The organism is Haloprofundus marisrubri (genome assembly GCF_001469955.1).
Lineage (GTDB): Archaea > Halobacteriota > Halobacteria > Halobacteriales > Haloferacaceae > Haloprofundus > Haloprofundus marisrubri.
In genome coordinates this window covers 281,041-304,434 of record NZ_LOPU01000016.1, presented here as the reverse complement: position 1 = coordinate 304,434, position 23,394 = coordinate 281,041, and the positions used below count along the sequence as shown (strand labels likewise).

Here is a 23,394-nt window from a genome sequence, read left to right as displayed (position 1 = left end):
TTTTACTTCCCGAATCGAGAATCAAACCGGCTTGTTTATGCGTTTTCAGTATCTATTCGGCGATAGCAACCGGTCGCCAACTCGGTTCGGCGACCGATATCGGTTCACAATTCATGACCTCGAACGAACTCCAAGGAGATTGCCGACCCACCGGCGACACGGCGGTATCCTCTCGTGTCTCCGCTGGTCACCGTATCGTGGTACTGTCCTGCGACGCCGCCGTGGGTGAGCGATGAAAGAGTTAGAACGCGACCTCGGTCTGCTCTCCGTTCTCGCTATCAGCATCGGCGCGATGATTGGCAGCGGCATCTTCATCCTCCCGGCGCTCGCGCTCGAAATCGCCGGCCCAGCCGTCATCGTCGCCTACGCGCTGGCCGGATTGCTCGTCGTGCCAGCGGCGCTGTCGAAGTCGGAGATGGCGACGGCGATGCCCGAAGCGGGCGGGACGTACATCTACATCGAACGCGGCATGGGTCCGCTGCTCGGCACCATCGCCGGTGTCGGCACGTGGTTCTCGCTCTCGTTCAAGGGTGCACTCGCGCTCGTCGGCGGCGTCCCGTATCTCCTCTTGTTGTTCGACCTCCCGCTGAAACCGGTCGCACTGGGCCTCGCAGCGGTGCTCATCCTCGTGAACGTCGTCGGTGCGAAACAGACCGGCCGACTCCAAGTCGTCATCGTCGTCGTCATGCTGGCGGCGCTCGGCTGGTTCACCGCCGGGAGCGCCCCCAGCGTCCAGTCTGCGAACTACGCCAACTTCTTCGACGCCGGCATCGGCGGCCTGTTGGCTGCGACCGGACTCGTGTTCGTCTCGTACGCGGGTGTGACCAAGGTCGCAAGCGTCGCCGAGGAAGTCGAGAACCCCGGTCGGAACATTCCGCTCGGCATCCTCGGGTCGCTCGCGTTCACGACCGTGCTGTACGTCGCTATCGTGGCAGTGCTGGTCGGCGTCACCGACCCCGGAAGCGTCGCCGGGTCGCTCACGCCCGTCGCCGTCGCTGCCGAACAGACGCTCGGTCAGGTCGGCGTGGTGGCGGTTATCCTCGCGGCCATCCTCGCGCTCATCTCGACGGCGAACGCGGGGATTCTCTCCTCGTCGCGCTATCCCTTTGCGATGAGCCGAGACAAGTTGGCACCGCCGTCGCTGTCGGCGGTCAGTGACCGACTCGGAACGCCCGTCAACTCGATTACGCTCACCGGCGCGGTGCTTTTGGTTCTCATCGCGTTCGTCCCCATTCTGGATATCGCAAAACTCGCCAGCGCCTTCCAAATCATGGTGTTTGCGATGATAAATCTCGCCGTCGTCGCCTTCCGGGAGGGCAGTGCCGAGTACGACCCCGAGTTCACCTCACCGCTGTATCCGTGGGTCCAGATTTTCGGCACTATCACCGGCGTACTGCTGCTCACGCAGATGGGAACCATCGCGCTCGCCGGGGCCGTACTCATCACGGTCGCAAGCGTCGGCTGGTACTTCCTCTACGTCCGGCCACGGGTGAGCCGCGAAGGCGCAGCGACGGACGCGATTCGACGGCAGGTCGGCAGGGACGCGCTCACGGAAGTCGAGTCGAGTCTGTCGGAGAACCCGCGTGAAGTGCTCGTCGCGCTCACGAAGAACGCGGACGAAGCCCGCGAACACGCGCTCGTCGCGCTGGCCGCCGACCTCGTCCGTCCCGACGACGGCCGCGTCGTTGCCGTCCGCTTCGAGGAGATACCCGACCAAGCGCCGTTGACGGAGGACGCGACGGTGCAGTCGTCCTCGGACATCTCCTTCGAGACGCGGACGGAGGCGCTCTCTGAGGAGTTCGGCGTCGACGTCGAAGCCGACGAAATCGTCAGCCACGACACGAAGCACGCCGTCGTCAACTTCGCCGCCAACCGCGGGGTCGACTCGATAGTCGCCGAACACGAACCGCTTCGACTTCGGTCTCGGCTGGTCGGCGACCCGATAGACTGGGTCGTCCGACACGCGCCCTGTGACGTGCTGCTCGTCGATAACCTCGGCTACGACAACCCCAAGCGGATAGTTCTCTCCGAGGACAGCGGGCCGTACTCGCCGCTGGCGGTGAACGTCGCCGAGGCCGTCGCCGCGTCGAACGGCGGCGGCATCTCGCTGTGGTATCCCGCCGACCGCAGCACCGACGAGCACAGACGAACGATAACCGAGTACCAGTCCGAACTCTCGGAGATGCTCTCCGTTCCGGTTCGCGCCGAGTCGATTCGAACCGACGGCGGGCAACCGTCTCGCCCCGACCTGTTGGTACGCCGCGGTGCCGACGACAGGGTTCGAGACGCACTGTTCGACGAGCGACCGGTGTTCCCGAGTCCGGGGTGCACCACCGTCACCGTCTACCCGCGCGAGTCGCGCCGGCCGCCGTTCGCTCGTCGGATGCTCGAACGGGTGACGTTCTAGTCGGGGCTGGAGTCAGCGACTCCCTTCGGTATCGGCTGTCACACTACCGGAAGAATCCTGTTGCTTGATACGACACTCCGACCATGGACGAGATTCCCGAGTCCCGCGAGATTTCGGGGCCGACGCTCGAAGCGATGGTTCACGAGACGACACCAGAGTGGGAACTTCGGGAGTCGACGGCCGTCGAACGCGGGTTCTGTTCGGTGTATAGACTCGTGGTCGAGCGCGACGGCGTCGAACGGGCGCGATACTTGAAGTGTTCTCCCGACGGGCAGGCGTGGGCTATCCCGACCGAGTCACGACTACAGGCCGTCCTCGCCGCGCAGACGTCGATACCTGTTCCGGAAGTGCTCGGCGTCGTCGACGACCACGAGACGCATCCGACGCCGTACTACCTCATGAGTGCAGTTCGCGGCGACGCCACTTCGTACGAACACATCGTTCGGTTCGACGACGACGCACTCCAGCGATTCGCCCGGGAGATGGGGGCGTATCTGGCCGAACTGCACGGCGTTCCGGTGGTCGAAAGCTTCGGTCACGTCCGCCACGTCGGACCAGAACTGACCGGCGGCCACCCCGGAGACGACCCGGCGACATTGACCGTCGGAACGCCCCGCGAGAGTTGGCCGACGTATCTGCGCGAACGCGTCGACAGCGAACTCGAGCGCCACGCCGACTCTCGCTTTTCCGAGTTGACACCCGAACTGAGACGATGGTTCGACGCGGGTATCGACAGGCTGGAAGGCCCCTTCGACCCCATCTTGGGACGCAACGACCACGGCCTCCACAACCTCCTCGTCGACGCGAAGACGGGCGAAGTGACGGCGATACTCGACTGGGGGTACACGCTCGCAGTGCCGGCGGCGTTCGACTTCGAGTTCGCCGTCTACCTCTACGGCGGCGCGTTTCTCGCCGGTCTATCCGACGTCACCGACCGTCGTCCGCTGGTCCGGAACGCGATGCTCGCCGGTTATCGGTCGACTGCACCGGACCGCGCCGAGACAGTTGCGACGCCCGAACCGCTGTACGAGGCGCTGGCGCTGGTCCGAATCATGAACGACTTTCACCACCTCGACCTGCCCGAAGAACGCGAACTGGCGGTGATAGAGCGTATTCGAGATGACGTGCGAGCGCTCGTAGAGTAGTAGGCCAGTGGAGACCCGTCAGTAGAGTCGGCACCGACGCAGACGTTCGTCGGTCGATATGGGATTTTTTGTATCGCAATCAAGAGTTTACCAGAACGAAATCCGGCGACACGTGGCCCTTTTAGGCGACGACACCCCACCGGAAGGTATGGTGAAGAACATCGCGGGCGTGATGGTGGACCTCGAACCCGAGGACTTCTATCTCCTCTCGGGTGTCGAACAGGGGATGCGTTTCGGGAAGTGGGTCAACCGCGAGAAGTTACCCGACTACTCGGGACTCACCGCCGAGGAGGTCGACTACCGCCTCGACCGGTGTATGCGACGAGACCTCGTCGAGAAACAGACCATCCAGTACGAGGGCTACCGCCTCACGTTCGAGGGGTACGACGCCTTGGCGTTGCGGGCGTTCGCCGAACGCGACAGCGTCGAGGGAATCGGCGCACCGCTGGGCGTCGGCAAGGAGAGCGACGTGTACGAAGTACAGTCGTACAAACCGCTGGCGCTGAAGTACCACCGCGAGGGCTACACCAACTTTCGCGAGGTGAACCGCGAACGCGATTACACCTCGGACAACCACCACGTCTCCTGGCTCTACACCGCCCGAAAAGCCGCCGAACGCGAACACGACGTACTTCACGACCTCTACCCCAGCGTCTCGGTTCCCCGACCGGTCGACCAGAACCGCCACGCCGTCGTGATGGAAAAACTGCCGGGCGTGGAACTCGCGCGTGCGAAGCTTCCGGACGGGCAGGCCGTCGGCGTGCTCGACCTCGTCTTGCGCGAACTCGTCGTCACCTACGGCCGCGGCTACGTCCACGCGGACATGAGCGAGTACAACGTCTCGGTTAGCGAAGACGGTATCACCATCTTCGACTGGCCGCAGGCGGTCGACACCGACCACGACAACGCCGCGGAGTTCCTCGAACGCGACGTGCGAAACCTCGTCGGCTACTTCAAGCGAAAGTACCCGCAGCCGATGCCCGAATCGGTCGATATCGCGGCCGTCGCGGGGGCTATCGCCGACGGGTCGTTCGAGACGGTGCGCGAGTACAGCGAGTCGTAAACTAGTTGCTGCGATACAAAATACGGAATCCACCGATACGCGGCACACGGGTGCCGACATGCGGGTCGAGTCCACTATCACGGCTCATCGGGTGTCCACGCGAGCGAACTACGCCGGCGACAAGAACGATACACTCGGCTCGCGTACAGTCGGATGTGCCTTCCGGACTCACCCAGACGGCGTTGGACCTCGTGGCGCAGTACGGGTATCTCGCCATCTTCGTCTTCACGTTTCTGGAGTCGTCGATGCTGTTTCCGCTCCTGCCGAGCGAAGTCGTCCTTCCCGTCGCGGCGGGGCTGCTCGTCTCGGGGCCGAGTTCGTTCGCGCTGTTCGTCGCCGCGACCACGGCCGGGGTGACCGTCGGGAGCGTCGTCGCATACCGCTTTTTCGGCGAGAAGGGCCACGAGGCGCTCGAAGCCCACGGTGGCAGGGTGAACGTCTCCGAACGGCGACTCGAATTTGCTAGCCGGTGGTTCGAGAAGTGGGGCGAGAGTTCCGTGCTGTGGGGGCGGTTGCTGCCCGTACTCCGCTCTGTCATTTCGTTGCCCGCCGGATTCGCGGGCATGGCGATGTGGAAGTTCCTCGTCTACTCCACCGTCGGCGGGTTGGTGTTCAACGCCGCCGTCGCCGCCGTCGTCTACTACGGCCGCCAGCAGTCGGTGTACCACGTCGCCAGCGAGATTCTTGGTACGCAGTTCGACCGCTTGCTCGACGTGGCGAGTGCGAATCCAGTGGCTGCGATACTCGTCGCCGTCGTCGTCAGCGTCGCTGCTGTCGGTGGATGGCGAGTCGTCAGAAGCCGTGTCGACGGGACCCGATGAGTGACTCCGGGTCGGCGTCCGGTGTCTAATGTCCGACGCGGGCGACCAGTCAGATTGACCGCCTGGTCAACCGTTATGAGGCACGAGTCCGTAGTACGCTCTATGACGGATGTAGCAGTCATCGGCGGCGGTCCGGCAGGATTGAGCGCGGCGCTGTTCGCCGCGAAAAACGGCCTCGACACCGTCGTCTTCGACACCGACGAGACGTGGATGCACAAGGCTCATCTGTTCAACTACCTCGGGATTCGGAGCCTCGGCGGCGACGAGTTCATGACGATTGCGCGCGGGCAGACCGAAGACCGCGGCGCGGAACTCAGAGAGCAGCAGGTGACCGGCGTCGAATCCACCGACGACGGCTTCACCGTCACGACCGACGACGGCGACCACGAGGCCCGCTACGTCGTGTTCGCGACGGGTGCGAAGAAAGACCTCGCCGAGGAACTCGGCTGTGAGAAAAACGACAACGACACCGTCGACGTCGACCTGAGCATGGAGACGAGCATCGAGGGCGCGTACGCGACGGGCGCGATGGTCCGCGACCAAGAGTGGCAGGCGGTCATCTCGGCGGGCGACGGTGCCGCGGCGGCGCTGGACATCCTCTCGAAGGAGAAAGGCGAACACTACCACGACTTCGACGTGCCCGACGACGTGCCGCCGCTGCGCGACGAAGAAGCGTAGACGACTAAGTGAGTCGGCGGCGCACGTCTCGACGATGGTCGGTCCCGAGACGCTCGCCGCGTTCGTTCCCGCGTCGCTCGCGCTGATTCTCGCCCCCGGCCCCGACACGATTTACGTGTTGACGCAGTCGACCGGGAGTCGACGGCGCGTCGGCGTCGCGGCGGCCGCCGGTGTGAGCGTCGGCGTTCTCGTCCACACCGCCGCGGCGGCCGCTGGGCTGTCGATTCTCCTCCGGGAGTCGGCGCTCGCGTTCCGACTGGTGAAGTATCTCGGCGCGGCGTATCTCGTCTACCTCGGCGTCCAGACGCTTCGAGGCGGGAACGCCGAAAAATCGGGGATAAAGAGTCGTGTCGAGACAGGGCCCGTCGAGAACGGCGGCGGCGTCGACGACTCCCGAGAGCCCACCGCCTCGGCACCCAGACGGAGCGGCTTTCTTCGCGGCGTCGTCGTCAACGTCTCGAATCCCAAGGTTGCGCTGTTCTTTTTAGCCTTTCTGCCGCAGTTCGTCGACGGTAGCGGAACCGCGGGACAGTTGGCGACGCTCGGTACGGTGTACGCCGTGCTGACGCTCGTGTACCTCGGCAGCGTCGCGCTGTTTGCGACGCGAGTCGGTGAGACGTTCGGCGGCGACGGGAGCAGTCGACTGTTTCGGTGGCTCAGCGGCGGTGCGTTGCTCGCACTCGGCGGGTCGTTGCTCGTCGAGTCGAACGGCTGAGAAGCGAGACGACCGGAGAGTCGTCGAAAGGGTGCTATTCGTCGTCGCTCTCTCGAATCTCCGCGCGTTCGAGCGTCACGCTCTCGGCTTCGACGTCTTCGACGAACGCGCCGCCGCCGCCGACGGTGACCAGTCCCTCGCTCGTCTCGACGACGAGCGTGTTCTCGACGGGAAAGGAGTTGTTCGAGGGCGCGGCGAGTCCCTGTCGCACGTCGACGACGTGGCCGACGAGTTCGTCTGAGCCGTTGCGGCCGCGAGTGCGCCGGCCGCGGATTCGCGCCCGAAGCGGGGTGTTCGCGCGGAGGTGAAGCGTCGTCTGGAACACGGCGTGGCGGAAGTTCGTGTACGTCGCCGGCAGCGACACCGGTTCGGCGACGTACACCTGTTGGGCCATCGGCCAGTAGTTGCCGAGAAACGACCCGACGATAACCGGGCCGAGACGGGGTTCGGTAAAGGAGATGGCGCGCGCGCCGCTGTTCGACCGGGTTATCATCTCGGTCGGCGCGACGAGGCCGACACGCTGGTCGGCGGTGAGCATCGTCGGCATCGGTTCGGTCCACGCGCGGGCGACGCTGGCGACGCCATCAAGTTCCGTCTGAAGTGTGCTGTCGGCGTCGGCGACGACGAGCAACACGAGGACGCCACGGTCGACGGCGGCGCGAAGCGAATCTGCGACTTCGTTCAGGTTCGCCGCCGGAAGCGACAGCGTCACCTCCTCGTCGGCGTCGTCGATGAGCGAACGAATCCGTTTGAGCACTGTTACGCGCGATTTGATGACCTCGAACCGCTCGGTCTCGGGGGCGACCTGCGAGTAGCGTGCCTCCAACGCCGGGCGCATCGTCTCGATGTTCTCCGTCAGCGATTCGATGACCTCCTCGGGCGGGTTCGCCCGAATCGTCGTCGGCACCACGTGGTCGTTCACCGAGACGAACCCGCGGTCTTCGAGTTTCTCGCTGATGCTGTAGACGTAGCGTTTCGAGACGCCGGCGGCGTCGGCGACGGTGCTCGCCTTCGCCTCACCGTGTTCCAAGAGCGTGAGGTACGTGTCTATCTCCTTGTCGGAAAGCCCGAACTGTTGGAGCACGTTTCCGAGTGCGGCGTCGTCCATACGTGTATAAATCCCGGTGGGGTACTTAAGACTCGGTGATAGAATCGCCGCGAGAGAACGGATTTCTGCAGCGAGCGCACGAAATCGAGCGCGTTCGTGGAACGATAGCAGAACGAAGACCGAGAGCGAGCGGACTGTCCGATTACGCCGTGCGAAGCACGACGGCGTCGACGACATCGAGGTCGTTGCCGGCGACGACAGCCTCACCCGACAGCAGGTCCGTCGATTCGACGTTCTCGCCCAGCGATACCGTCGCCGGGTCGTCGGAGAAGTTGAGAACGACGACGTAACGGCCGTTCTCGTCTTCGCGCGCGTAGGCGGTCACCGCGTCGGCGTCGGCCTTCCCGTCGCCGGTGACGACGTCGTAGTCGACCGCTTCGACGCTCCCCTCACGGAGCGTCGGCGTCTCGGCGCGAAGCGACGTGAGCGCGCGGTGGAACGCGGTCAGGTCGGCGTCGCCGTCGTGCCAGCGCATCGGGCCGCGCTGTTCGGGGACGCCGCGTTCCTGTCCGTAGTAAATCATCGGTGCGCCGGGGACGGTGAACGTCGCCGCGGCGGCCGCGCGCAGCGACGCCTCGTCGCACTCGTCGATGTAGCGGTCCTCGTCGTGATTTTCGACGTAGCGGAGGTGGACCGCGGAGTCGGGGAATCCGGCCCACGTCGCGTCGTCGAGGGCGTCGAGGACGGCGTCGGCGGGTTTCTCGCCCTCACCGATGTCTCGTAGCGTCTCGTACAGCGTCGTGTCGTAGTGCATGTGGAACTCGCCCTCGTGGTAGGCGGCGTCCCGCGGGATAGTCTCGTCGAGGAGCAGGAAGTCGTCGGGCGCGCGGTCACGGACCTCCTTCCAGAAGGCGTGGGAAACGCCCCACGCCACGTCGCAGCGGAAGCCGTCGACGACGCCCGCCCACTCGTCGACCACGTCGAGCATCCAGGAGCGAACGGAAAGCGAGTCGTAGTTCACGTTGGGGATGCGCGACCAGTTGAAGTAGTACTCGGGAACGTCCTCGCCGTCTCGGAGACTGGCCCAGTCGGTGTCGACGACGTTCCGGTCGCCGTCGACCCGGCGGAAGTGGTCGGCGTACTCGTCGACGCCGGCGGCGTGCATCTGAAACGCTGGGTGGTCCCGCGAAGTGTGGTTGATGACGAGGTCGAAGACGACCTTGATGCCCGCGTCGTGACAGCGGTCGACGAGTGATTCGAACGCCGCGCGCGACCCGAGGTCGGAGGCGGTGTCGAGGTAGTCGGTGATGTGGTAGCCGTGGGTGGTCGGACTGGCGAGAACGGGCGTCAACCAGAGGCAGTCGACGTCCAGTGACTGGAGATACTCGACGCGGCGCTCGATTTCGCCGAACGTCGTCGGCAGCGTCTCGCCCGCGAAGGAACGGACGAAAATCTCGTACACCGTCGGCGTCTCGGCCCACGCCGGCGGGTCGTTCGGGCGGGTGACCGCGACGGAGTCCGAACCCGTTGCGTCGAGAACGACGGTGTCGCCGATACTACGACGTTCGCCCGCGGTAACGGCGTGGATACGGGCGCGGTCGGAGAGTGCGTCGGCCGCCACGCGGAGTTCGCGGCCGTCGATTGTCACATCCGTCTCGCCGAGTTCGTCGCGGCCGTCGAGGTAGAACTCGACTGGCAGGTCGGCGTCCGAAAACTCGCTGTCGGGGGCGGCTTTCGGCGTCGCGGTGACGACAACCTCGTCGTCTTCGACGGTGGCGTCGAGTCGGATTCGGGGTCGACCCGGTCCCTCGACCTCGACGCTGGTTCGGACGCCCTCCGCGAGGTCGTCCTCGACGGAGAAGGCGGCGGTGTGCTCGCCCGGCAGCAACTGGACGTCGAGCACGTAGTCGTCGCCGACGCGGCGCGGGCGCTTCGTCGCCATCAGGTGGTGGTTGAACGGCCCGCTGACCGAAATCGGGGTATCGTCGAGTTTCGATTCATCGACGGGCAGTTCCTCGGCAGCGACGGAGAACTGCGCGGCGTGTCGTTCGTCGGGGAACGCGCGAACGGTCAGTTCGTGAGTGCCGTCGGGCGCGTCGAGTTCGACGGTGTACGCGCCGGGAACGTCCGGATGGAAGTGGACGACGGGACCGGTCTCGTCGCTCTCAGCCTTCTCGTCGACATCCGACGCCGGGTAGCCAGCGGGCGTGCCGACGGGGATACTCGCACCCGCGTCGAAGGAGCTCTCCTCGGGCGCAGCGGCGACCGACCAGCGGTACGACCCCGTCGGGTCGGGGGTTCTGGGGGCGAGTTCGACGGATTCACCGACCGAGACGAAGCGCGGCGGACCGGGATGATGCATACAAGGGGAGACGAGTGAGACAGTATCACTGTTGCGCTTCGGCCGAAAACTATGAACAACAATTACACCAAGAGTTATTACCCCGGCGCGGCGTCACACTCTCAATGCAACTCCGCGACGCCCTCGACGACTACAAACGACACGAGGGTCACGACACGCGATTCCCGGGCGAACGCCGGTCGACCACGGGGCTGTTCTCCGGGTTCGGCGGCCGACTCGTCCACGTCGAACGCGACGGGTCGCTTCGGGACTTCGGCTACCCGCTGACCGGGCGCAACGGCATCGACCGGAGTCGCCTCGGTCTCCGCGTCGACGACGACGTTCACTGGTTCGACGCCGACGACACCGTCTCGCAGACGTATCACGAGGGAACGGCGCTCGTCGTCACCGAGCGTGAGACGCCGGTCGGAACGCTCTCCCAGTACGACCTCACCGTCGACGACGCGCACGCGACACATATCGAACTTGAGGGCGACGACGAGCGAGACGTCGAACTCGTCGCCTACGTCGGTCTCGCGCCGAACGCTCAGGACACGCGAATCGGGCAACTCCGCCACGAGGACGCCGTCGAACTGTACCACACGACCGAACACGACTTCGTCGGCAGTGCGACCGGCTTTTCGGACCTCCACGGACAGGTTCCGGCGCGCTTCGACGAGGTGCTCGGCGAGACGGCCGTCGACCTCCCTCGCCCGGTTTCGGAGAACCGCTACGAGGAGGACCGCCTCAGCGGTGACCTCGTCGCGTTCCTTCCCCTCGAATCCGGTAGTACGACGCTCGTGACGCTGCTCACCGACGACCATACGACGAACCGCGAGGCCGCACTCGGCCGACTGGACGAACTCACGACCGCGTTCGCCGATGCCGACTCGCTCCGCCGAAGCGCGGAAGCCGAGACACTGTCGGTTCCCGACGACGCGCCGAACCCCGAGGCGGTGGCGGCGGACGTCCGCGTGCTCCAACTGCTCTCGGCGGAGACCGGCCTCCGCATCGCCGGCCCCGACTTCGACCCCTACTACGCTCATTCGGGCGGATACGGCTACACGTGGTTCCGTGACGACGCCGAGATTTCGCTGTTCGTCGACGAGGCCGCCGACTACGTGGGTCTGGACCTCGATTCGTGGGCCGACCGTAGCGCCCGAGCGTACCTGCTCACCCAACAGCGCGACGGCACGTGGCCGCACCGTGTCTGGCCCCGCGACGGCACGCTCGCGCCCGGATGGGCGAACGGCCGCCTCGAAGCGGGCGACGGCCTCGACTACCAGGCCGACCAGACCGGTAGCGTCGTGACGTTCCTCGCGTCGGTCGTCGACGACGTGGACGCCGACCTCCGCGAAGAAGTGGTGGCGGCGCTCGACGACGCCCTCGACGGCCTCGACGATACGCTCGCCGCCGACGGTCGCCCCATCGCCTGCCAGAACGCGTGGGAAGACGCGAACGGCCGGTTCAGCCACACCGCGGCGACGTTCCTCGAAGCGTACGCCGCCGTCGCCGACGCCGACCTCGACGCGGAGACGACGGCGCACGCGAAAGAGCAGGCCGACCGCATCTACGACGCGCTCGACGACCTCTGGGTCGACGACCGCGACATCTACGCGCTCCGCGAGTGCGAGGAAGCCGACGAGGCAGAAGGGTTCGGGGCGGGCGAACTCGACCCCCGATACGACTCGGCGACGCTGGCGCTGGCGGCCGCACACCGACAGTACGCCCGCGTCGGTGAAGTAGACGAGAAGCGACTCGACCGTCTCGTCTCGCACGTCGAGAACACCGTCGAGGGTCTCTGGTCGGACTCCGACGAGAGCGAGGTACGTGGCCTCGTCCGCTACGAGGGCGACGGCTGGCGACAGCGTTGGCAAGGCCACGAGAAGATTTGGTCCGTCTCGACGGCGTGGGGCGCACACGCCGCTGCATCGACCGCGGCGCTGCTCGGCGACGAAGGCGACAGTCGCGCAGCGGCGTTCGAAGAGCAGACCGGCGAGTTGCTGTCTCTCGTCCTCCCGGACGGACCGCTCTGTATGGAGACGGGCTACCTGCCCGAGCAGGTGTTCGACGACGGCACGCCCGACAGCGCGACGCCGCTGGGGTGGCCGCACGCGCTCCGACTGGCGACGGTTGCGCTGGCGGACGAACTCGGTATCGAAGTGTCCGCGCGGGCAGCGACGCTCGCCGACTGAACGACGGGTACGTTCGCTAGCCGAACGTCGCAAGAACGTCGCAACGACGGGTGCTGTCGAACAGCACGGCTACGACAGGTTCCGTTTTTACCATCTCGAAAACGAAGAGAACTGAACTGCGAGTGGTCTCGAACTCTCGGAGTTACGCCGACGGAGTCGTGACCGTCTCCGTCTGCTCTCGGTACGCCAGCGACTCGCCGGTGCTGCCGTCGAAGAGGTGGATGTCGCTCTCGTCGAACGTGATGGCGACGGTGTCGTCGGGTTCGGGTTCGATGCTGGAGTCGACGCGGGCGATGAAGTCCGGCGCGAGGTCCAAGTAGAGGTAGTTGTCGCTGCCGATGGGTTCGATGACTTCGACAGTCGTCTCGATGCCGTTGCCGGCGTCGGCGACGTAGACGTCCTCCGGTCGGATGCCGAACGAGAGTCGGTCGCCGTCGGAGATACTCGGGTAGTCGGCCCCGTCGAGGCGGTAGTCGAAGCGACCCGACTGGTCTTCGAGACGGATGCTGTTGCCGGAGACGCTCGCGTGAACCTCGATGAAGTTCATCGACGGCGACCCGACGAACCCGCCGACGAACGCGTTGGCGGGGTTCTGGTACACTTCCTTCGGCGCGCCGACCTGCTGGAGTTTGCCGTCTTTCAGGATGACGATACGGTCGCCCATCGTCATCGCCTCCTCCTGGTCGTGGGTGACGTAGATGGAGGTGGTTGCGAGGTCGTTTTGGAGACGTTGAATCTCGGTGCGCATCGTCGTCCGGAGCTTGGCGTCCAAGTTCGACAGCGGTTCGTCGAAGAGGAACACGTCGGGTTCGCGGACGATGGCGCGGCCGAGGGCGACGCGCTGTTTCTGGCCGCCGGAGAGTTCGTTCGGGCGGTCGTCGAGCAGGTCTTCGATGCCCATCATCTCCGCCGTCTCGCGGACGCGTTCGTGTCGTTCGTCCTTCGAGAGGTCAGTACTCATCCGAAGGCCGAACGCCATGTTCTGTCTCACCGTCTTGTGCGGGTAGAGCGCGTAGTTCTGGAACACCATCGCCACGTCACGCTTGCGGGCGTGGACGTTCGTCACGTCCTCGTCGCCGATGGAGATGCGACCCGAGGTCGGTTGTTCCAACCCGGCGAGCATCCGCAGCGTCGTCGATTTCCCACACCCCGAGGGACCGACGACGGTGATGAACTCGCCGTCCGCGACGTCGAGGGAGACGTCGTCGACGGCGACGATTTGGCCGTTGTCGAACTCCTTTCTGAGATTATCGAGCGTTACAGTTCCCATTGTCTCCACGAGTAGAGAGCCGACGGTATAGTTCTTACTCTCGAATCGAAATCTGTGACGCATAATTTCGTAGTATATTCTCAGTGTAGGCAACTGAGCGACATATTAGTTCTCTCATTGGAGACGCGCAAATTGCCATATTATCGACTTTCAGGCTCCCTATCCCGTATATAACGATTGTGTTAACAATCGCAGGACATCCGAAGATTTAAGGTTTGAACTACTTATTCCTCTCATATTCATCCATGACAATGGACCGCAGAACCTTACTGAAAAACCTCGGCGTCGCCGGCGGAATCGGCGCGCTCGCGGGTTGTGTCGGTGTGCAGGAACAGGGCGAGACGGACTCCTCCGGCGGCGACAGTAACGGCGGCGGGAGCAGCGGCGGCAGCGGTAACGAGAGCGGCTCCGACAGCACGGAGTCGTCCGGTCCGGCCGGCACCGCAAAAGCGTGGTACGCGCTCTCGGACACGGAACTGCCGACGCGTGAGGAGAACATCGAGGCGTTCAACAACGAGTCCAAGCACACCATCGAGGGTGCGGACATCTCGGATATGCGCAAGAAGACGACCAGCGCCATCCCGGCCGGTCAGGGTCCGAAAACGTTCGAGTGGGCGCACGACCTGGCGGGCGACTACCTCGACCGTGGCTTCATCGTCGGCCGTGGCGACTCGCTGAACGTCAACCTCGACCAGTTCACCGGAACGGCCGCCGAAGCAGCGCAGTTCGACGGCAACGTCGTCGGTCTGCCCCACACCGCAGAGACCGTCGCACTCGTCTACAACACCGACATCGTCGACGAAGCGCCCGAGACCGTCGCCGACATGCAGTCGGTGATGGACGAGTTCCACGACCCCGGTAACAACAAGTACGGCATGGGGATGCCCTTTGCCGACCCGTACTTCCTGAGTGCGTGGGCACACGCCTTCGGCGGCTACTACTTCGACTCCTCGAAAGAGGATATGCTCGGTGTCGACAACCAAGAGACCATCCGTGGTATCCAGTTCGCCGTCGACAACTTCGTGCCGTACATGCCGAACGACCCGGCGTACGAACCACAGGCGTCGGCGTTCGCCGAGGGCAACGCCGCCTTCGCCATCAACGGCCCGTGGTATCTCAACACGCTCAACGAGAAGGGCGTCAACTACGAAGTCGTCAAACTCCCCAAACCGGAGGGTGGCGAGCCACGACCGTACACCGGAATCACGCTCTGGTACTTCTCGAAAAGCATGGAGAACGACGACGCCGGCACCGCCGCCGCTCAGGAGTTCATCGAGTGGTACGTCACCAACGAGGACATCCAGCAGCAGGCCGCCGAAGAGACCGGCAGCATCCCCGTTCTCAAGAGCGTCGCCGAAGGCGGCGACCTCCCCGCGAACGTCCAAGGGTTCTCCAACGCCGTCGCACAGGGCTACCCGATGCCCGCAGACCCGATGATGAATCAGGTGTGGGACCCCGTGAAAGCCGCACTCACGAAAGGCTTCAACGGCCAGAGCGTCGAACAGGCGATGAAGACGGCCGCAGAGGAAATCCGCAGTAACTGGGAGTAATCACGTCGAACAATGAGCACCGTTTCACGCGTTGCGCAACGGGTCGAGGACGTTCCGTTCCTCGACAAGCGGGACGCGTCGCTTCTCTTCGTTCTGCCGGGACTGTTCATATTCTCGGCGTTCATGCTGTTCCCGATACTGTACCTCATCGGTATCTCGTTTACCGACGCGGCACCGTCGAACTTGTTCGCCGGCGAGGGTGCGCTATCGGTTCTAACGTTCGGAGAGGCGACGTTCATCGGCATCGAAAACTACATCGACGTACTGACCGACCCGACGTTCTGGAACTCGTTCGGGGTGACGTGGCTGTTCGTCGCGACGAGCGTTACGCTCAAAATCGCGCTGAGCCTCGGTATCGCGCTCGTCGTCACCGGCGACCGGGTCCGTGGCAAGCGCATCATGCGCTCGCTCATCATCCTCCCGATGGGGCTGCCGGCCATCTTCACCATCACCGTCTGGCGGGGCATCTTCAGTTCCGCGCAGTTCGGGTTGGCAAATCAGGTACTGAGTTCGCTCGGCCTCGGCACGGTCTCGTGGCTGAGCAACCGCTGGATGGCGTTTCTCGCCTACAATATCACGGAGGCGTGGCTGGCGTACCCGTTCATGGTCATCATCACCGTGAGCGCGCTGCAGGACGTTCCGGACGAACTGCACGAAGCGGCGATGGTCGACGGCGCAGGCTACTTCTCACGGTTCCTGCACGTCACGCTACCCTCGGTCAAGAAGCCCGTGCTGTTCGCTTCGATTCTGACGGCGGCGGCGTCGTTCCAGCAGTTCCTCATCCCGTACGTCTTCAACGAAGGCGGCCCGGCCCGGCAGAACGAACTCATCGTCGTCTACGGCTACCGCGAGGCGCTGTCGTTCGCCGAGTACGGTCGCGGGGCGGCGATTAGCATCATCGCGCTCGTCTTCATCGGCGCGTTCATGTGGCTGAACGTCAAGCGTGGCCGCCTCGCCGACGGGGTGAGCGACGCATGAGCCTCTTCGACGGCATCGGCCGGAAACTGAAAGAGGACACCCGAAACGTCGTCACGACGCCAATCGAGGCGGCGCGCGACGCTCGCTACACCGCGGGTGCGATTCGCCGCGGCGAGATGTCGCCCGTCCAACCGCTGAAGAGCGTCGGTGCGACCATCGGGGCGTTGGTGCTGGTTTCGGCGCTGCTGTTTCCCATCTACTGGATACTCATCGCGGCGCTGTCGGGTACCGGCGGCTCTATCTACTCGACGAGTGGGCTTCGACTGCTGCCCGAACAGCCGTCGCTGGTTCCCTTCCTGTGGGTCATCGGTGACCTCATCGTTCCCGGCTACTCTATCAGCCTGAACGTCCCGCTGAGCGATTTGGCTGTCGTGTTCAACACGCCCCAACTCGTCTTCTTGGACGTTAGCGCAATCCAGTCGGGAACGGTCGGTCGCATCGCCGTCGGCGGCATCGAGATGTTCCCCGGCTTCGGCGTCGGACCCGTCGAGAACCCCTCGACGTTCAAGCAGTTCTTCGCCAACAGCCTCACCGTCGCCATCCCGACGGTCATCTTGGCGATGTGTCTCATCATCCCGGCGTCGTACGCGCTCTCGCGCCGTGAGTTTATCTTCCGCCGGAAGATTCTGTTCCTCTACGTGCTGTTGACGCAGGTCGGCGGTGGCCTCGGTATCGCGCTGCTCATCGGTCTGTACGCGGTGTACGTCCAACTCGGCATCAACGACAACAAACTCGCACTCGCCGTCTACTACGCGGCGACTGCGGTGCCGTTCAACACGTGGTTGCTGAAGACGTACATGGACGGCATCCCCGTATCCTACGAGGAAGCCGCCGTCGTCGACGGTGCGCCGCCGTGGCGCGTCGTCACCGAAGTTATCCTGCCGCTGTCGGCGGCGGGACTGGCGACGGTGTTCATCTTCACGTTCCTGACCGGATGGACGGAGTTCGTCGTCGCACAGACGCTCCTAGGGACCGACAACTACACCCTGCCGGTGGGTCTGTACTCGCTCATCAGCGAGTACTCTATCCCGTGGGCGCGGTTCTCCGCGTTCGCGCTTACGTTTGCGACGCCCATCATGCTCGTCTATCTGTTCGCACAGCGCTACATCGAAGGTGGCCTGTCGTTCAGCGGCATGGAAGGGTAAGCGGACACCCACACCGTTCGGTTTTTCCAGAGTTAGTACGGCCTCGGAGCTCCCTGCGGCGCTTTTTGCGCAGCTTGCTGGTGATGTGTTATTCGTTTTCGAAGATAGTTTTGTCAGAATTTGTAAGGAATATTTATGTGCAAGTCTGTAGTGATTGTTCAACAGAGATTCCCAGATGAAACTCAATCGCAGAAATCTACTGAAAGGAATCGGACTCGGAGCCATCGGCGCTGCGGGTGCGGGCAGCGCCAACGCAGAGCTGTCGTACACGACGCAGCAGTCGACGACGATGGCCGCAACGTGGAGTCCGGTGGACTTCACCGACGACGTCATCTACCAAATCGTCTCTGACCGCTTCAACGACGGCGACAGCTCGAACAACCCAAGCGGCGAACTGTACAGCAGCGACTGCTCGAACCTCCGGCGGTACTGCGGCGGTGACTGGCAGGGTATCATCGACAAAATCGAGGACGGCTACCTCACCAACATGGGCGTCTCCGCCGTCTGGATTTCGCCGCCGTTCGAGAACATCACCGAAGTCGACTCCGACAGCGGCGCGTCGTACCACGGCTACTGGGCGCGCGACTTCGAGGACCCGAATCCCTTCTTCGGGGATATGGAGACGTTCCAGAACCTCGTCGACACCGCCCACGCCAACGGCATCAAAGTCGTTATCGACTTCGTGCCGAACCACACCTCGCCGTCGACGGCGGACGGCGAACTCGAAGACGGCGTCCTCTACGACGACGACCAGTACGCCGCCGCCTACAGCGACGACCCCAACAGCTACTTCCACCACAACGGCGGCACCGACTACTCCAGTTACGAGGACCAAATCTACCGGAACCTGTACAACCTCGCCGACTTCGACCACCAAGAGGCGTACATCGACCAGTATCTGAAAGACGCCATCAAGCAGTGGCTCGACACCGGTATCGACGGCCTCCGCGTCGACGCCGTCGCCCACATGGCGCCGAAGTGGCAGAAGACGCTGATGGACACCATCTACGACCACCGCCCGGTGTTCACCTTCGGCGAGTGGTTCCTCGGCGCGGACCAGTACAACCAGCGCTACTACGACTTTTCGAACGACAGCGGGATGAGCCTGCTCGACTTCCGCTTCGGGCAAGAGATTCGGCAAGTTCTCCGGGACTTCAGCGACGACTGGAACGGCTTCTGGTCGGTGCTGCAGGAGACTGCTAGCGAACACGACCAAGTCGTCGACCAAGTGCCCTTTATCGACAACCACGACATGGAACGGTTCACCGTCGCCGGCGGCGACACGCGGAACACGGATATGGCGCTGGCGGTGCTTCTGACCTCCCGCGGGACGCCCACCGTCTACTACGGCACGGAGCAGTATCTCACCGGCGGCAACGACCCGAACAACCGCAAGCCGATGCCGTCGTTCGACACCACGACGACGGCATATGAAGTAATCCAGACGCTCGCCCCACTCAGAAAATCGAACGCGGCGCTCGCCTTCGGCGACACCGAACAGCGCTGGATAAACAGCGACGTGTTCGTCTACGAGCGTGAGTTCGGCGACAACGTCGTGTTGGTCGCCATCAACCGCAGTCTCGACTGGTACGACGTGTCGGGCGTCTACACGGCGCTCCCGGAAGGGTCGTACTCCGACGCGCTCGGCGGTCTCCTGAGCGGCTTTTCGACCACGGTCAACGCCGACGGGTCGATAGACGAGTTCTCGCTCGGTCCGCAGACGGTCTGCGTCTGGGAGTACAGCGGCAACACAACCGAACCGACGCTGGGCCACGTCGGGCCGACGATGGGCCAACCCGGCAACACCGTGACGATAAGCGGCGAGGGCTTCGGCAGCACTGCCGGTTCCGTGCAGTTCGGGTCGACGAACGCCTCGGTCGTCTCGTGGTCCGACACACAGATTGAGGCGACCGTCCCCTCGGTTTCAGGGGGCTACTACGACGTGACCGTCACCGACGCCGACGGCGCCCAGAGCGGCGCGTTCGAAGGCTACGAAGTACTCAGCGGCGACCAAGTCTCCGTGAGATTCGTCGTCAACAACGCCGAGACGGTGAGCGGTGAGAACGTCTACGTCGTCGGCAGCGTCCACGAGTTGGGCGACTGGAACACCGACCGAGCGGTGGGGTCGTTCTTCAATCAGGTCGTCTACCAGTACCCGACGTGGTACTACGACGTGAACCTCCCCGCGGGCGCGACGGTGGAGTTCAAGTTCGTGAAAATCGACGGCAGCGGTAACGTCACCTGGGAGTCGGGGTCGAACCGGCAGTACACCGCTCCGGTCGACTCGACTGGCGAGTACGTCGGCGACTGGCAGGCGTAAGCGAGAGCAAGCGAGAGCGGTTATCCGAGCAGGAACCGAACTGCGTCGGGTAGCCTGTCGGCCCACGCGTCCTCGTGGTGAATCGCCTCGTCGTCGACGACGAAGCGGAGTTCGTCCTCGTCGTATCCCTTGCTTCTGAGGAGTTCGACCATCCGTTCGGCATCTTCGACGTACTCTCTCGTGCGTTCGGGGTCGTCGGGTCGCTCGTTGCCGCCGACGTCGACGTACAGTTTTCCCGAGACGTGTGACTGCGACTCCACGTAGTCGAATATCTCACGGTTCCACCAGAACGCTGGACTCATCACGCCTGCGAAGCCGAACATTTCGGGATACTCGAAGTAGCCGTAGAGACTGACGAGGCCGCCGAGCGACGACCCCATCAGACCGGTCGCGTCGCGGTCGGTCCGGGTGCGGAACTCGTCGTCGAGTACTGGCTTGAGTTCCGAGGCGAGAAAGTCGAGATACGCGTCGGCGTCGCCGCCGCCGAACTCCTCGCTCGGGTGCGGTGTGTACTCGTTGTGGCGATTGTCGAGACCGTGGGGAACTGCGACGACGATTGCTTCGAGTGCCTCCTCGGCGAGCGCCTGCATCGTCTCGTCGACGCGCCACTCGCCGGCGTTGCTCGTGCGTTCGTCGAAGAGGTTCTGTCCGTCGTGCATGTAGAGCACCGGGTAGGCGTCGTCGCCGTCGGTCTCGTTGAAGTCGTCGCCCTCGCGGTACGACGGCGGGAGATACACCAGAATCCGTCGTGACGGCAGTTTCGGCGAGTCGGGGTCGAGTTCCTCGGAGACGAGCACGTCGCCGACGACGGTGTGGTCGTCGGTCAGGTCGTAGGGGTGCCACTCTGGGTCGGCGCTCATGGGTTCGGGTTCAGCGGAGACGACCTAACGAGTGTCGATGCGGCGAGAACTGTGCGCGGAGTCGCGACGTGTCGGAAACGCCACCGAGAACGTGTGACTCACCCGCACGCGAATGGCTCGGATTCGGATTCGAAGTTCTTAAACGCCGATGACGGAAAGTAGGGATAACTCGCTGGACGACGGGCCGCCAGCGGGCACCCGACCCCGCCTCCCGGCGGACGGGACGAAATGTGGCTTCCGAGGTGTCGCGCCTCTCGGCTGAATCGCAAGCGCCCGTGGTGATTAACATGGCAAAAAGCTTCTACTCCCACATCAAGGACGCCTGGAAGACCCCCGGCGACGGTAAACTCGCCGAACTCCAGTGGCAGCGAAAACAGGACTGGCGCCGACAGGGCGCAATCGAACGCATCGAGCGCCCGACGCGCCTCGACAAAGCCCGCGAACTCGGCTACAAGGCCAAACAGGGTATCGTCGTCGTGCGCGTCTCGGTCCGCAAAGGTAATGCCCGCAAGCGCCGCCACAAGGCGGGTCGCCGCTCGAAGCGCCAGGGTGTCAACCGCATCGGTCGCCGCAAGAGCATCCAGCGCATCGCCGAGGAACGCGCCTCCCGGAAGTACGTGAACCTCCGCCTGCTCAACTCCTACTGGGTCGGCGAAGACGGCTCCCAGAAGTGGTTCGAGATGATTCTGGTCGACCCGAACCACCCGGCAATCGAGAACGACGACGACCTCAACTGGATCTGCTCGGACAAGCACAAAGGCCGCGCCTTCCGTGGCCTCTCCAACGAGGGCAAGAAGAACCGCGGCCTCAACAACCGCGGCAAAGGCACCGAGCACAACCGCCCGAGCGTCACCGGCGGCAAAGGCCGCGGCAAGTAACCGCGTCTCTGCTGTCGCTTCGATTCTCTCCGTTTATTCTCACCGACGAGCGACTGCTCCGCGCTCTCGATAGCTCGCAAACAGGGGACTGTCTCCGGTCAGCCGAGAACGCCCTCTTCGCCCAGTCGCTCCTTGTATGCTGTGGCGACCCGCTCGGCGAGTTCCTCCTTCGAGTGAAACGCCGACAGGTGGTGGGCGAGGTCGGTTACGTCGTTGCGACAGATAGGACACTGGATAGGGAACGTCTCTCCTTTCACGATGTTCACCACCGTTCGTACTGCGCCGACGGGGAAATACGTCGCCTCAGTTCCCGCAGACGTTCCGGTTTCGAAGCGCAAGAGCCTCGCCACGACGGTGTCGATAGCCGTCGCTACCGGGTCGGGGACGATAGAAATCGGGTCCGAGACCGGACCAGTTACTCGACTTTGTCGACCGTCTCGACGGCTTCCGTGTCGTCGGCTTCGGCCGTCTCGACTGCCGGCGAGGCGTTCGGGTGTGCGCCGTTACCGCTGCCGAGAAGCGCCAGCGCAGCACCGAACAGCGCCGCGTTCTTCAGGAACGCGTTTCGCTCGTTCATCCGGTCTTCGTCTTCCATGTTCCAGAAGTCGTGCATCGTCGGCGTGACGCCGGCGAGGAACGTGGCGACGCCCGCAGCGGCGAGACGTGGGTACTTCCAGAGTGCGATGCCGACGCCACCGGCGATGAGCGCGCCGCTCGACGCCGGGACCAGCACCTTGGGATTCGGAATCTCCTTTGCTTCCGCGTAGGCGATACGGCCGCTCAGGTTCTGGAGGTTCTTCACGCCCATGTACGCGAGCAACCCGCCGAATATCGTCCGACCGAGGACGAACACCGCTCGTACGACTGCGCTACCGACGCTCACGCGTCGTCACCTCCGAACGCCGAGTCAAGTGACTCTCTCATTCGGTCGTACACAGGGGCCGAATTCTGATAATCGTTGCTTCGTCGGAAAGGACGTCGGGTAGCGATGGTCGGCTCTCAGTCGCCGTCATCTCACGGAGGGCGCGCGCCGATGGGCGCAGACACAACCTCGAATCGCAACCACCGAGCCGAAAACAGCGTCGCACGAAGCGAGGTGCGACCTCTCGAACCGGAGACTACAACACGAGCGCCAACAGCGACGCGCCAACGAGGACGACGTGCGAGGCGGCGTGGCCGACCATCGCGGCTTCGAGACTCCGTCGCCAGAACAGCCACCCGAAGGCGACGCCGCCGACGGCGTTGAGCAGTATCGTCCGGACGACGAGACCCGAACTCGTCGAGATACCGAGCGACGTGGCGGTGTTGAGAAGCGCCGGGAGGTGGCCGACGCCGAAGACGACGGCGGCGACGAGGATACCGGCCCAGACGACGCGCCGAGAGGGACCGACGCCCGACCCGAGAACTCGCCATCCCAGATAGACGAGAAGCGAAACGAGACCCCATCGAAGGAGGAGTTCCTCGACGATGCCACCGTAGAGAAACCGCATCGGCACCGTCACGAGAACGGCTGCGAGCGAGGGCGTCCCCCCAGCGCGTTGCAACTGGGCGACTTCCGGGACGACGAGTGCGGCGAGGAGGTCCAAGCCGACGATGGCGACACCCGCCGCGAGGCCGACGGCGACAGCAATCGAGAGTTCCGGGCGGAGGTTCGAGAACACCGGCGTGCCGCGCGCGACACGCTCGTCGACGTGCGAGCGGAAACCCGCACGCGGTGCGCAGTACGTCCCGACGACGACGGCGATGAGCAAGAGCAGCGCGGGTTGAATCATAGACACCACGACGAGAACCGAGGGCGACAGGTCGATGCCCGGCGGGAGCGGTGACGCGTCGAGTTGGACGGCGACCGTCGCGCCGAGAGCGACGATGCCGACGAGACCGAGCGCGAACAGCGCAGCGCTCCGTCGGACGAACGACCCGAGCGAGGAGGAGGCAGTCACCGACTCGGAAGCGGTGGTTTCGGTGGAGGACGACATAGCC

19 protein-coding genes are annotated in these 23,394 nt (G+C 64.2%); 12 read left to right on the top strand and 7 right to left on the bottom strand.

Features of this window, described 5'->3' with window-relative positions:
- Positions 1 to 232: 232 nt before the first annotated feature.
- From AUR64_RS04545 to AUR64_RS04520, 6 genes are all read left to right on the top strand, one after another.
- Entirely contained in the window at positions 233 to 2,407 is a 2,175-nt protein-coding gene (locus AUR64_RS04545; protein WP_058580746.1) for a universal stress protein, read from the top strand.
- Between the two features lie 83 nt (positions 2,408 to 2,490).
- The gene (locus AUR64_RS04540; RefSeq protein ID WP_058580745.1) at positions 2,491 to 3,552 is read left to right on the top strand and encodes a phosphotransferase family protein; all 1,062 of its coding nucleotides are present in this window, start codon (positions 2,491 to 2,493) and stop codon (positions 3,550 to 3,552) included.
- A gap of 148 nt (positions 3,553 to 3,700) precedes the next feature.
- Positions 3,701 to 4,615 (top strand): serine/threonine-protein kinase RIO2, encoded by a 915-nt coding sequence (locus AUR64_RS04535; RefSeq protein WP_058580744.1) that lies wholly within the window; start codon positions 3,701 to 3,703, stop codon positions 4,613 to 4,615.
- A 155-nt stretch (positions 4,616 to 4,770) separates the two neighbouring features.
- Positions 4,771 to 5,436: a DedA family protein gene (locus tag AUR64_RS04530; RefSeq protein WP_058580743.1), complete on the top strand. Its 666-nt coding sequence runs from the start codon at positions 4,771 to 4,773 to the stop codon at positions 5,434 to 5,436.
- A gap of 102 nt (positions 5,437 to 5,538) precedes the next feature.
- Positions 5,539 to 6,114, top strand: coding sequence for an NAD(P)/FAD-dependent oxidoreductase (locus AUR64_RS04525; RefSeq protein ID WP_058580742.1), 576 nt, complete (start codon positions 5,539 to 5,541; stop codon positions 6,112 to 6,114).
- A gap of 34 nt (positions 6,115 to 6,148) precedes the next feature.
- A complete protein-coding gene (locus AUR64_RS04520) occupies positions 6,149 to 6,829 on the top strand; it encodes a LysE family translocator (protein ID WP_058580741.1) in 681 nt (226 codons plus the stop codon).
- 34 nt (positions 6,830 to 6,863) lie between these two features.
- Here AUR64_RS04520 and AUR64_RS04515 read toward each other — a convergent pair whose 3' ends face one another.
- Positions 6,864 to 7,937 carry a TrmB family transcriptional regulator gene (locus AUR64_RS04515; protein WP_058580740.1) on the bottom strand — a complete coding sequence of 358 codons (1,074 nt, stop codon included), beginning with the start codon at positions 7,935 to 7,937 and terminating at the stop codon, positions 6,864 to 6,866.
- 142 nt (positions 7,938 to 8,079) lie between these two features.
- Positions 8,080 to 10,239 (bottom strand): alpha-amylase family glycosyl hydrolase, encoded by a 2,160-nt coding sequence (locus tag AUR64_RS04510; protein ID WP_058580739.1) that lies wholly within the window; start codon positions 10,237 to 10,239, stop codon positions 8,080 to 8,082.
- Positions 10,240 to 10,343: 104 nt separating this feature from the next.
- Here AUR64_RS04510 and AUR64_RS04505 point away from each other — a divergent pair, with 104 nt between their 5' ends.
- On the top strand, positions 10,344 to 12,413 hold the full coding sequence (locus AUR64_RS04505) for a hypothetical protein (protein WP_058580738.1): 2,070 nt from the start codon (positions 10,344 to 10,346) through the stop codon (positions 12,411 to 12,413).
- Between the two features lie 142 nt (positions 12,414 to 12,555).
- Here AUR64_RS04505 and AUR64_RS04500 read toward each other — a convergent pair whose 3' ends face one another.
- Complete coding sequence (locus AUR64_RS04500; RefSeq protein WP_058580737.1) at positions 12,556 to 13,683, bottom strand: ABC transporter ATP-binding protein; 1,128 nt, start codon at positions 13,681 to 13,683, stop codon at positions 12,556 to 12,558.
- Between the two features lie 245 nt (positions 13,684 to 13,928).
- Between AUR64_RS04500 and AUR64_RS04495 the strand changes: the two genes are divergently transcribed.
- The 4 genes from AUR64_RS04495 to AUR64_RS04480 all read left to right on the top strand — a co-directional run bounded on the left by AUR64_RS04495 (position 13,929) and on the right by AUR64_RS04480 (position 19,676).
- Positions 13,929 to 15,233, top strand: a complete 1,305-nt coding sequence (locus AUR64_RS04495; RefSeq protein WP_058580736.1) for an extracellular solute-binding protein — start codon at positions 13,929 to 13,931, stop codon at positions 15,231 to 15,233.
- A gap of 12 nt (positions 15,234 to 15,245) precedes the next feature.
- The gene (locus AUR64_RS04490) at positions 15,246 to 16,211 is read left to right on the top strand and encodes a carbohydrate ABC transporter permease (protein WP_058580735.1); all 966 of its coding nucleotides are present in this window, start codon (positions 15,246 to 15,248) and stop codon (positions 16,209 to 16,211) included.
- Positions 16,208 to 17,356: a sugar ABC transporter permease gene (locus AUR64_RS04485; RefSeq protein ID WP_058580734.1), complete on the top strand. Its 1,149-nt coding sequence runs from the start codon at positions 16,208 to 16,210 to the stop codon at positions 17,354 to 17,356. Before AUR64_RS04490 ends, AUR64_RS04485 begins: the two co-directional genes overlap by 4 nt.
- Before the next feature lie 175 nt (positions 17,357 to 17,531).
- Entirely contained in the window at positions 17,532 to 19,676 is a 2,145-nt protein-coding gene (locus tag AUR64_RS04480; RefSeq protein WP_058580733.1) for an alpha-amylase family glycosyl hydrolase, read from the top strand.
- Positions 19,677 to 19,696: 20 nt separating this feature from the next.
- On the opposite strand, the gene AUR64_RS04475 is transcribed toward AUR64_RS04480, so the two are convergent.
- On the bottom strand, positions 19,697 to 20,536 hold the full coding sequence (locus tag AUR64_RS04475) for an alpha/beta hydrolase (RefSeq protein WP_058580732.1): 840 nt from the start codon (positions 20,534 to 20,536) through the stop codon (positions 19,697 to 19,699).
- 287 nt (positions 20,537 to 20,823) lie between these two features.
- Here AUR64_RS04475 and AUR64_RS04470 point away from each other — a divergent pair, with 287 nt between their 5' ends.
- Positions 20,824 to 21,414, top strand: coding sequence for a 50S ribosomal protein L15e (locus AUR64_RS04470; protein ID WP_058580731.1), 591 nt, complete (start codon positions 20,824 to 20,826; stop codon positions 21,412 to 21,414).
- A 98-nt stretch (positions 21,415 to 21,512) separates the two neighbouring features.
- Here the strand turns inward: AUR64_RS04470 and AUR64_RS04465 are convergent, their stop codons facing one another.
- The 3 genes from AUR64_RS04465 to AUR64_RS04455 all read right to left on the bottom strand — a co-directional run bounded on the left by AUR64_RS04465 (position 21,513) and on the right by AUR64_RS04455 (position 23,390).
- Complete coding sequence (locus tag AUR64_RS04465) at positions 21,513 to 21,680, bottom strand: hypothetical protein (RefSeq protein WP_155120518.1); 168 nt, start codon at positions 21,678 to 21,680, stop codon at positions 21,513 to 21,515.
- A gap of 149 nt (positions 21,681 to 21,829) precedes the next feature.
- Complete coding sequence (locus AUR64_RS04460) at positions 21,830 to 22,297, bottom strand: DoxX family protein (protein ID WP_071391204.1); 468 nt, start codon at positions 22,295 to 22,297, stop codon at positions 21,830 to 21,832.
- Between the two features lie 235 nt (positions 22,298 to 22,532).
- Entirely contained in the window at positions 22,533 to 23,390 is an 858-nt protein-coding gene (locus AUR64_RS04455) for a CPBP family intramembrane glutamic endopeptidase (protein WP_058580729.1), read from the bottom strand.
- Between the last annotated feature and the right edge of the window lie 4 nt (positions 23,391 to 23,394).

Excerpts from the sequence above, each read along its gene's own strand:
- AUR64_RS04545 (WP_058580746.1), top strand. The coding sequence starts at position 233 with ATGAAAGAGTTAGAACGCGACCTCGGTCTGCTCTCCGTTCTCGCTATC.
- AUR64_RS04540 (WP_058580745.1), top strand. The coding sequence starts at position 2,491 with ATGGACGAGATTCCCGAGTCCCGCGAGATTTCGGGGCCGACGCTCGAA.
- AUR64_RS04535 (WP_058580744.1), top strand. The coding sequence starts at position 3,701 with ATGGTGAAGAACATCGCGGGCGTGATGGTGGACCTCGAACCCGAGGAC.
- AUR64_RS04525 (WP_058580742.1), top strand. The coding sequence starts at position 5,539 with ATGACGGATGTAGCAGTCATCGGCGGCGGTCCGGCAGGATTGAGCGCG.
- AUR64_RS04520 (WP_058580741.1), top strand. The coding sequence starts at position 6,149 with ATGGTCGGTCCCGAGACGCTCGCCGCGTTCGTTCCCGCGTCGCTCGCG.
- AUR64_RS04515 (WP_058580740.1), bottom strand. The coding sequence starts at position 7,937 with ATGGACGACGCCGCACTCGGAAACGTGCTCCAACAGTTCGGGCTTTCC.
- AUR64_RS04510 (WP_058580739.1), bottom strand. The coding sequence starts at position 10,239 with ATGCATCATCCCGGTCCGCCGCGCTTCGTCTCGGTCGGTGAATCCGTC.
- AUR64_RS04505 (WP_058580738.1), top strand. The coding sequence starts at position 10,344 with ATGCAACTCCGCGACGCCCTCGACGACTACAAACGACACGAGGGTCAC.
- AUR64_RS04500 (WP_058580737.1), bottom strand. The coding sequence starts at position 13,683 with ATGGGAACTGTAACGCTCGATAATCTCAGAAAGGAGTTCGACAACGGC.
- AUR64_RS04495 (WP_058580736.1), top strand. The coding sequence starts at position 13,929 with ATGACAATGGACCGCAGAACCTTACTGAAAAACCTCGGCGTCGCCGGC.
- AUR64_RS04490 (WP_058580735.1), top strand. The coding sequence starts at position 15,246 with ATGAGCACCGTTTCACGCGTTGCGCAACGGGTCGAGGACGTTCCGTTC.
- AUR64_RS04485 (WP_058580734.1), top strand. The coding sequence starts at position 16,208 with ATGAGCCTCTTCGACGGCATCGGCCGGAAACTGAAAGAGGACACCCGA.
- AUR64_RS04480 (WP_058580733.1), top strand. The coding sequence starts at position 17,532 with ATGAAACTCAATCGCAGAAATCTACTGAAAGGAATCGGACTCGGAGCC.
- AUR64_RS04475 (WP_058580732.1), bottom strand. The coding sequence starts at position 20,536 with ATGAGCGCCGACCCAGAGTGGCACCCCTACGACCTGACCGACGACCAC.
- AUR64_RS04470 (WP_058580731.1), top strand. The coding sequence starts at position 20,824 with ATGGCAAAAAGCTTCTACTCCCACATCAAGGACGCCTGGAAGACCCCC.
- AUR64_RS04455 (WP_058580729.1), bottom strand. The coding sequence starts at position 23,390 with ATGTCGTCCTCCACCGAAACCACCGCTTCCGAGTCGGTGACTGCCTCC.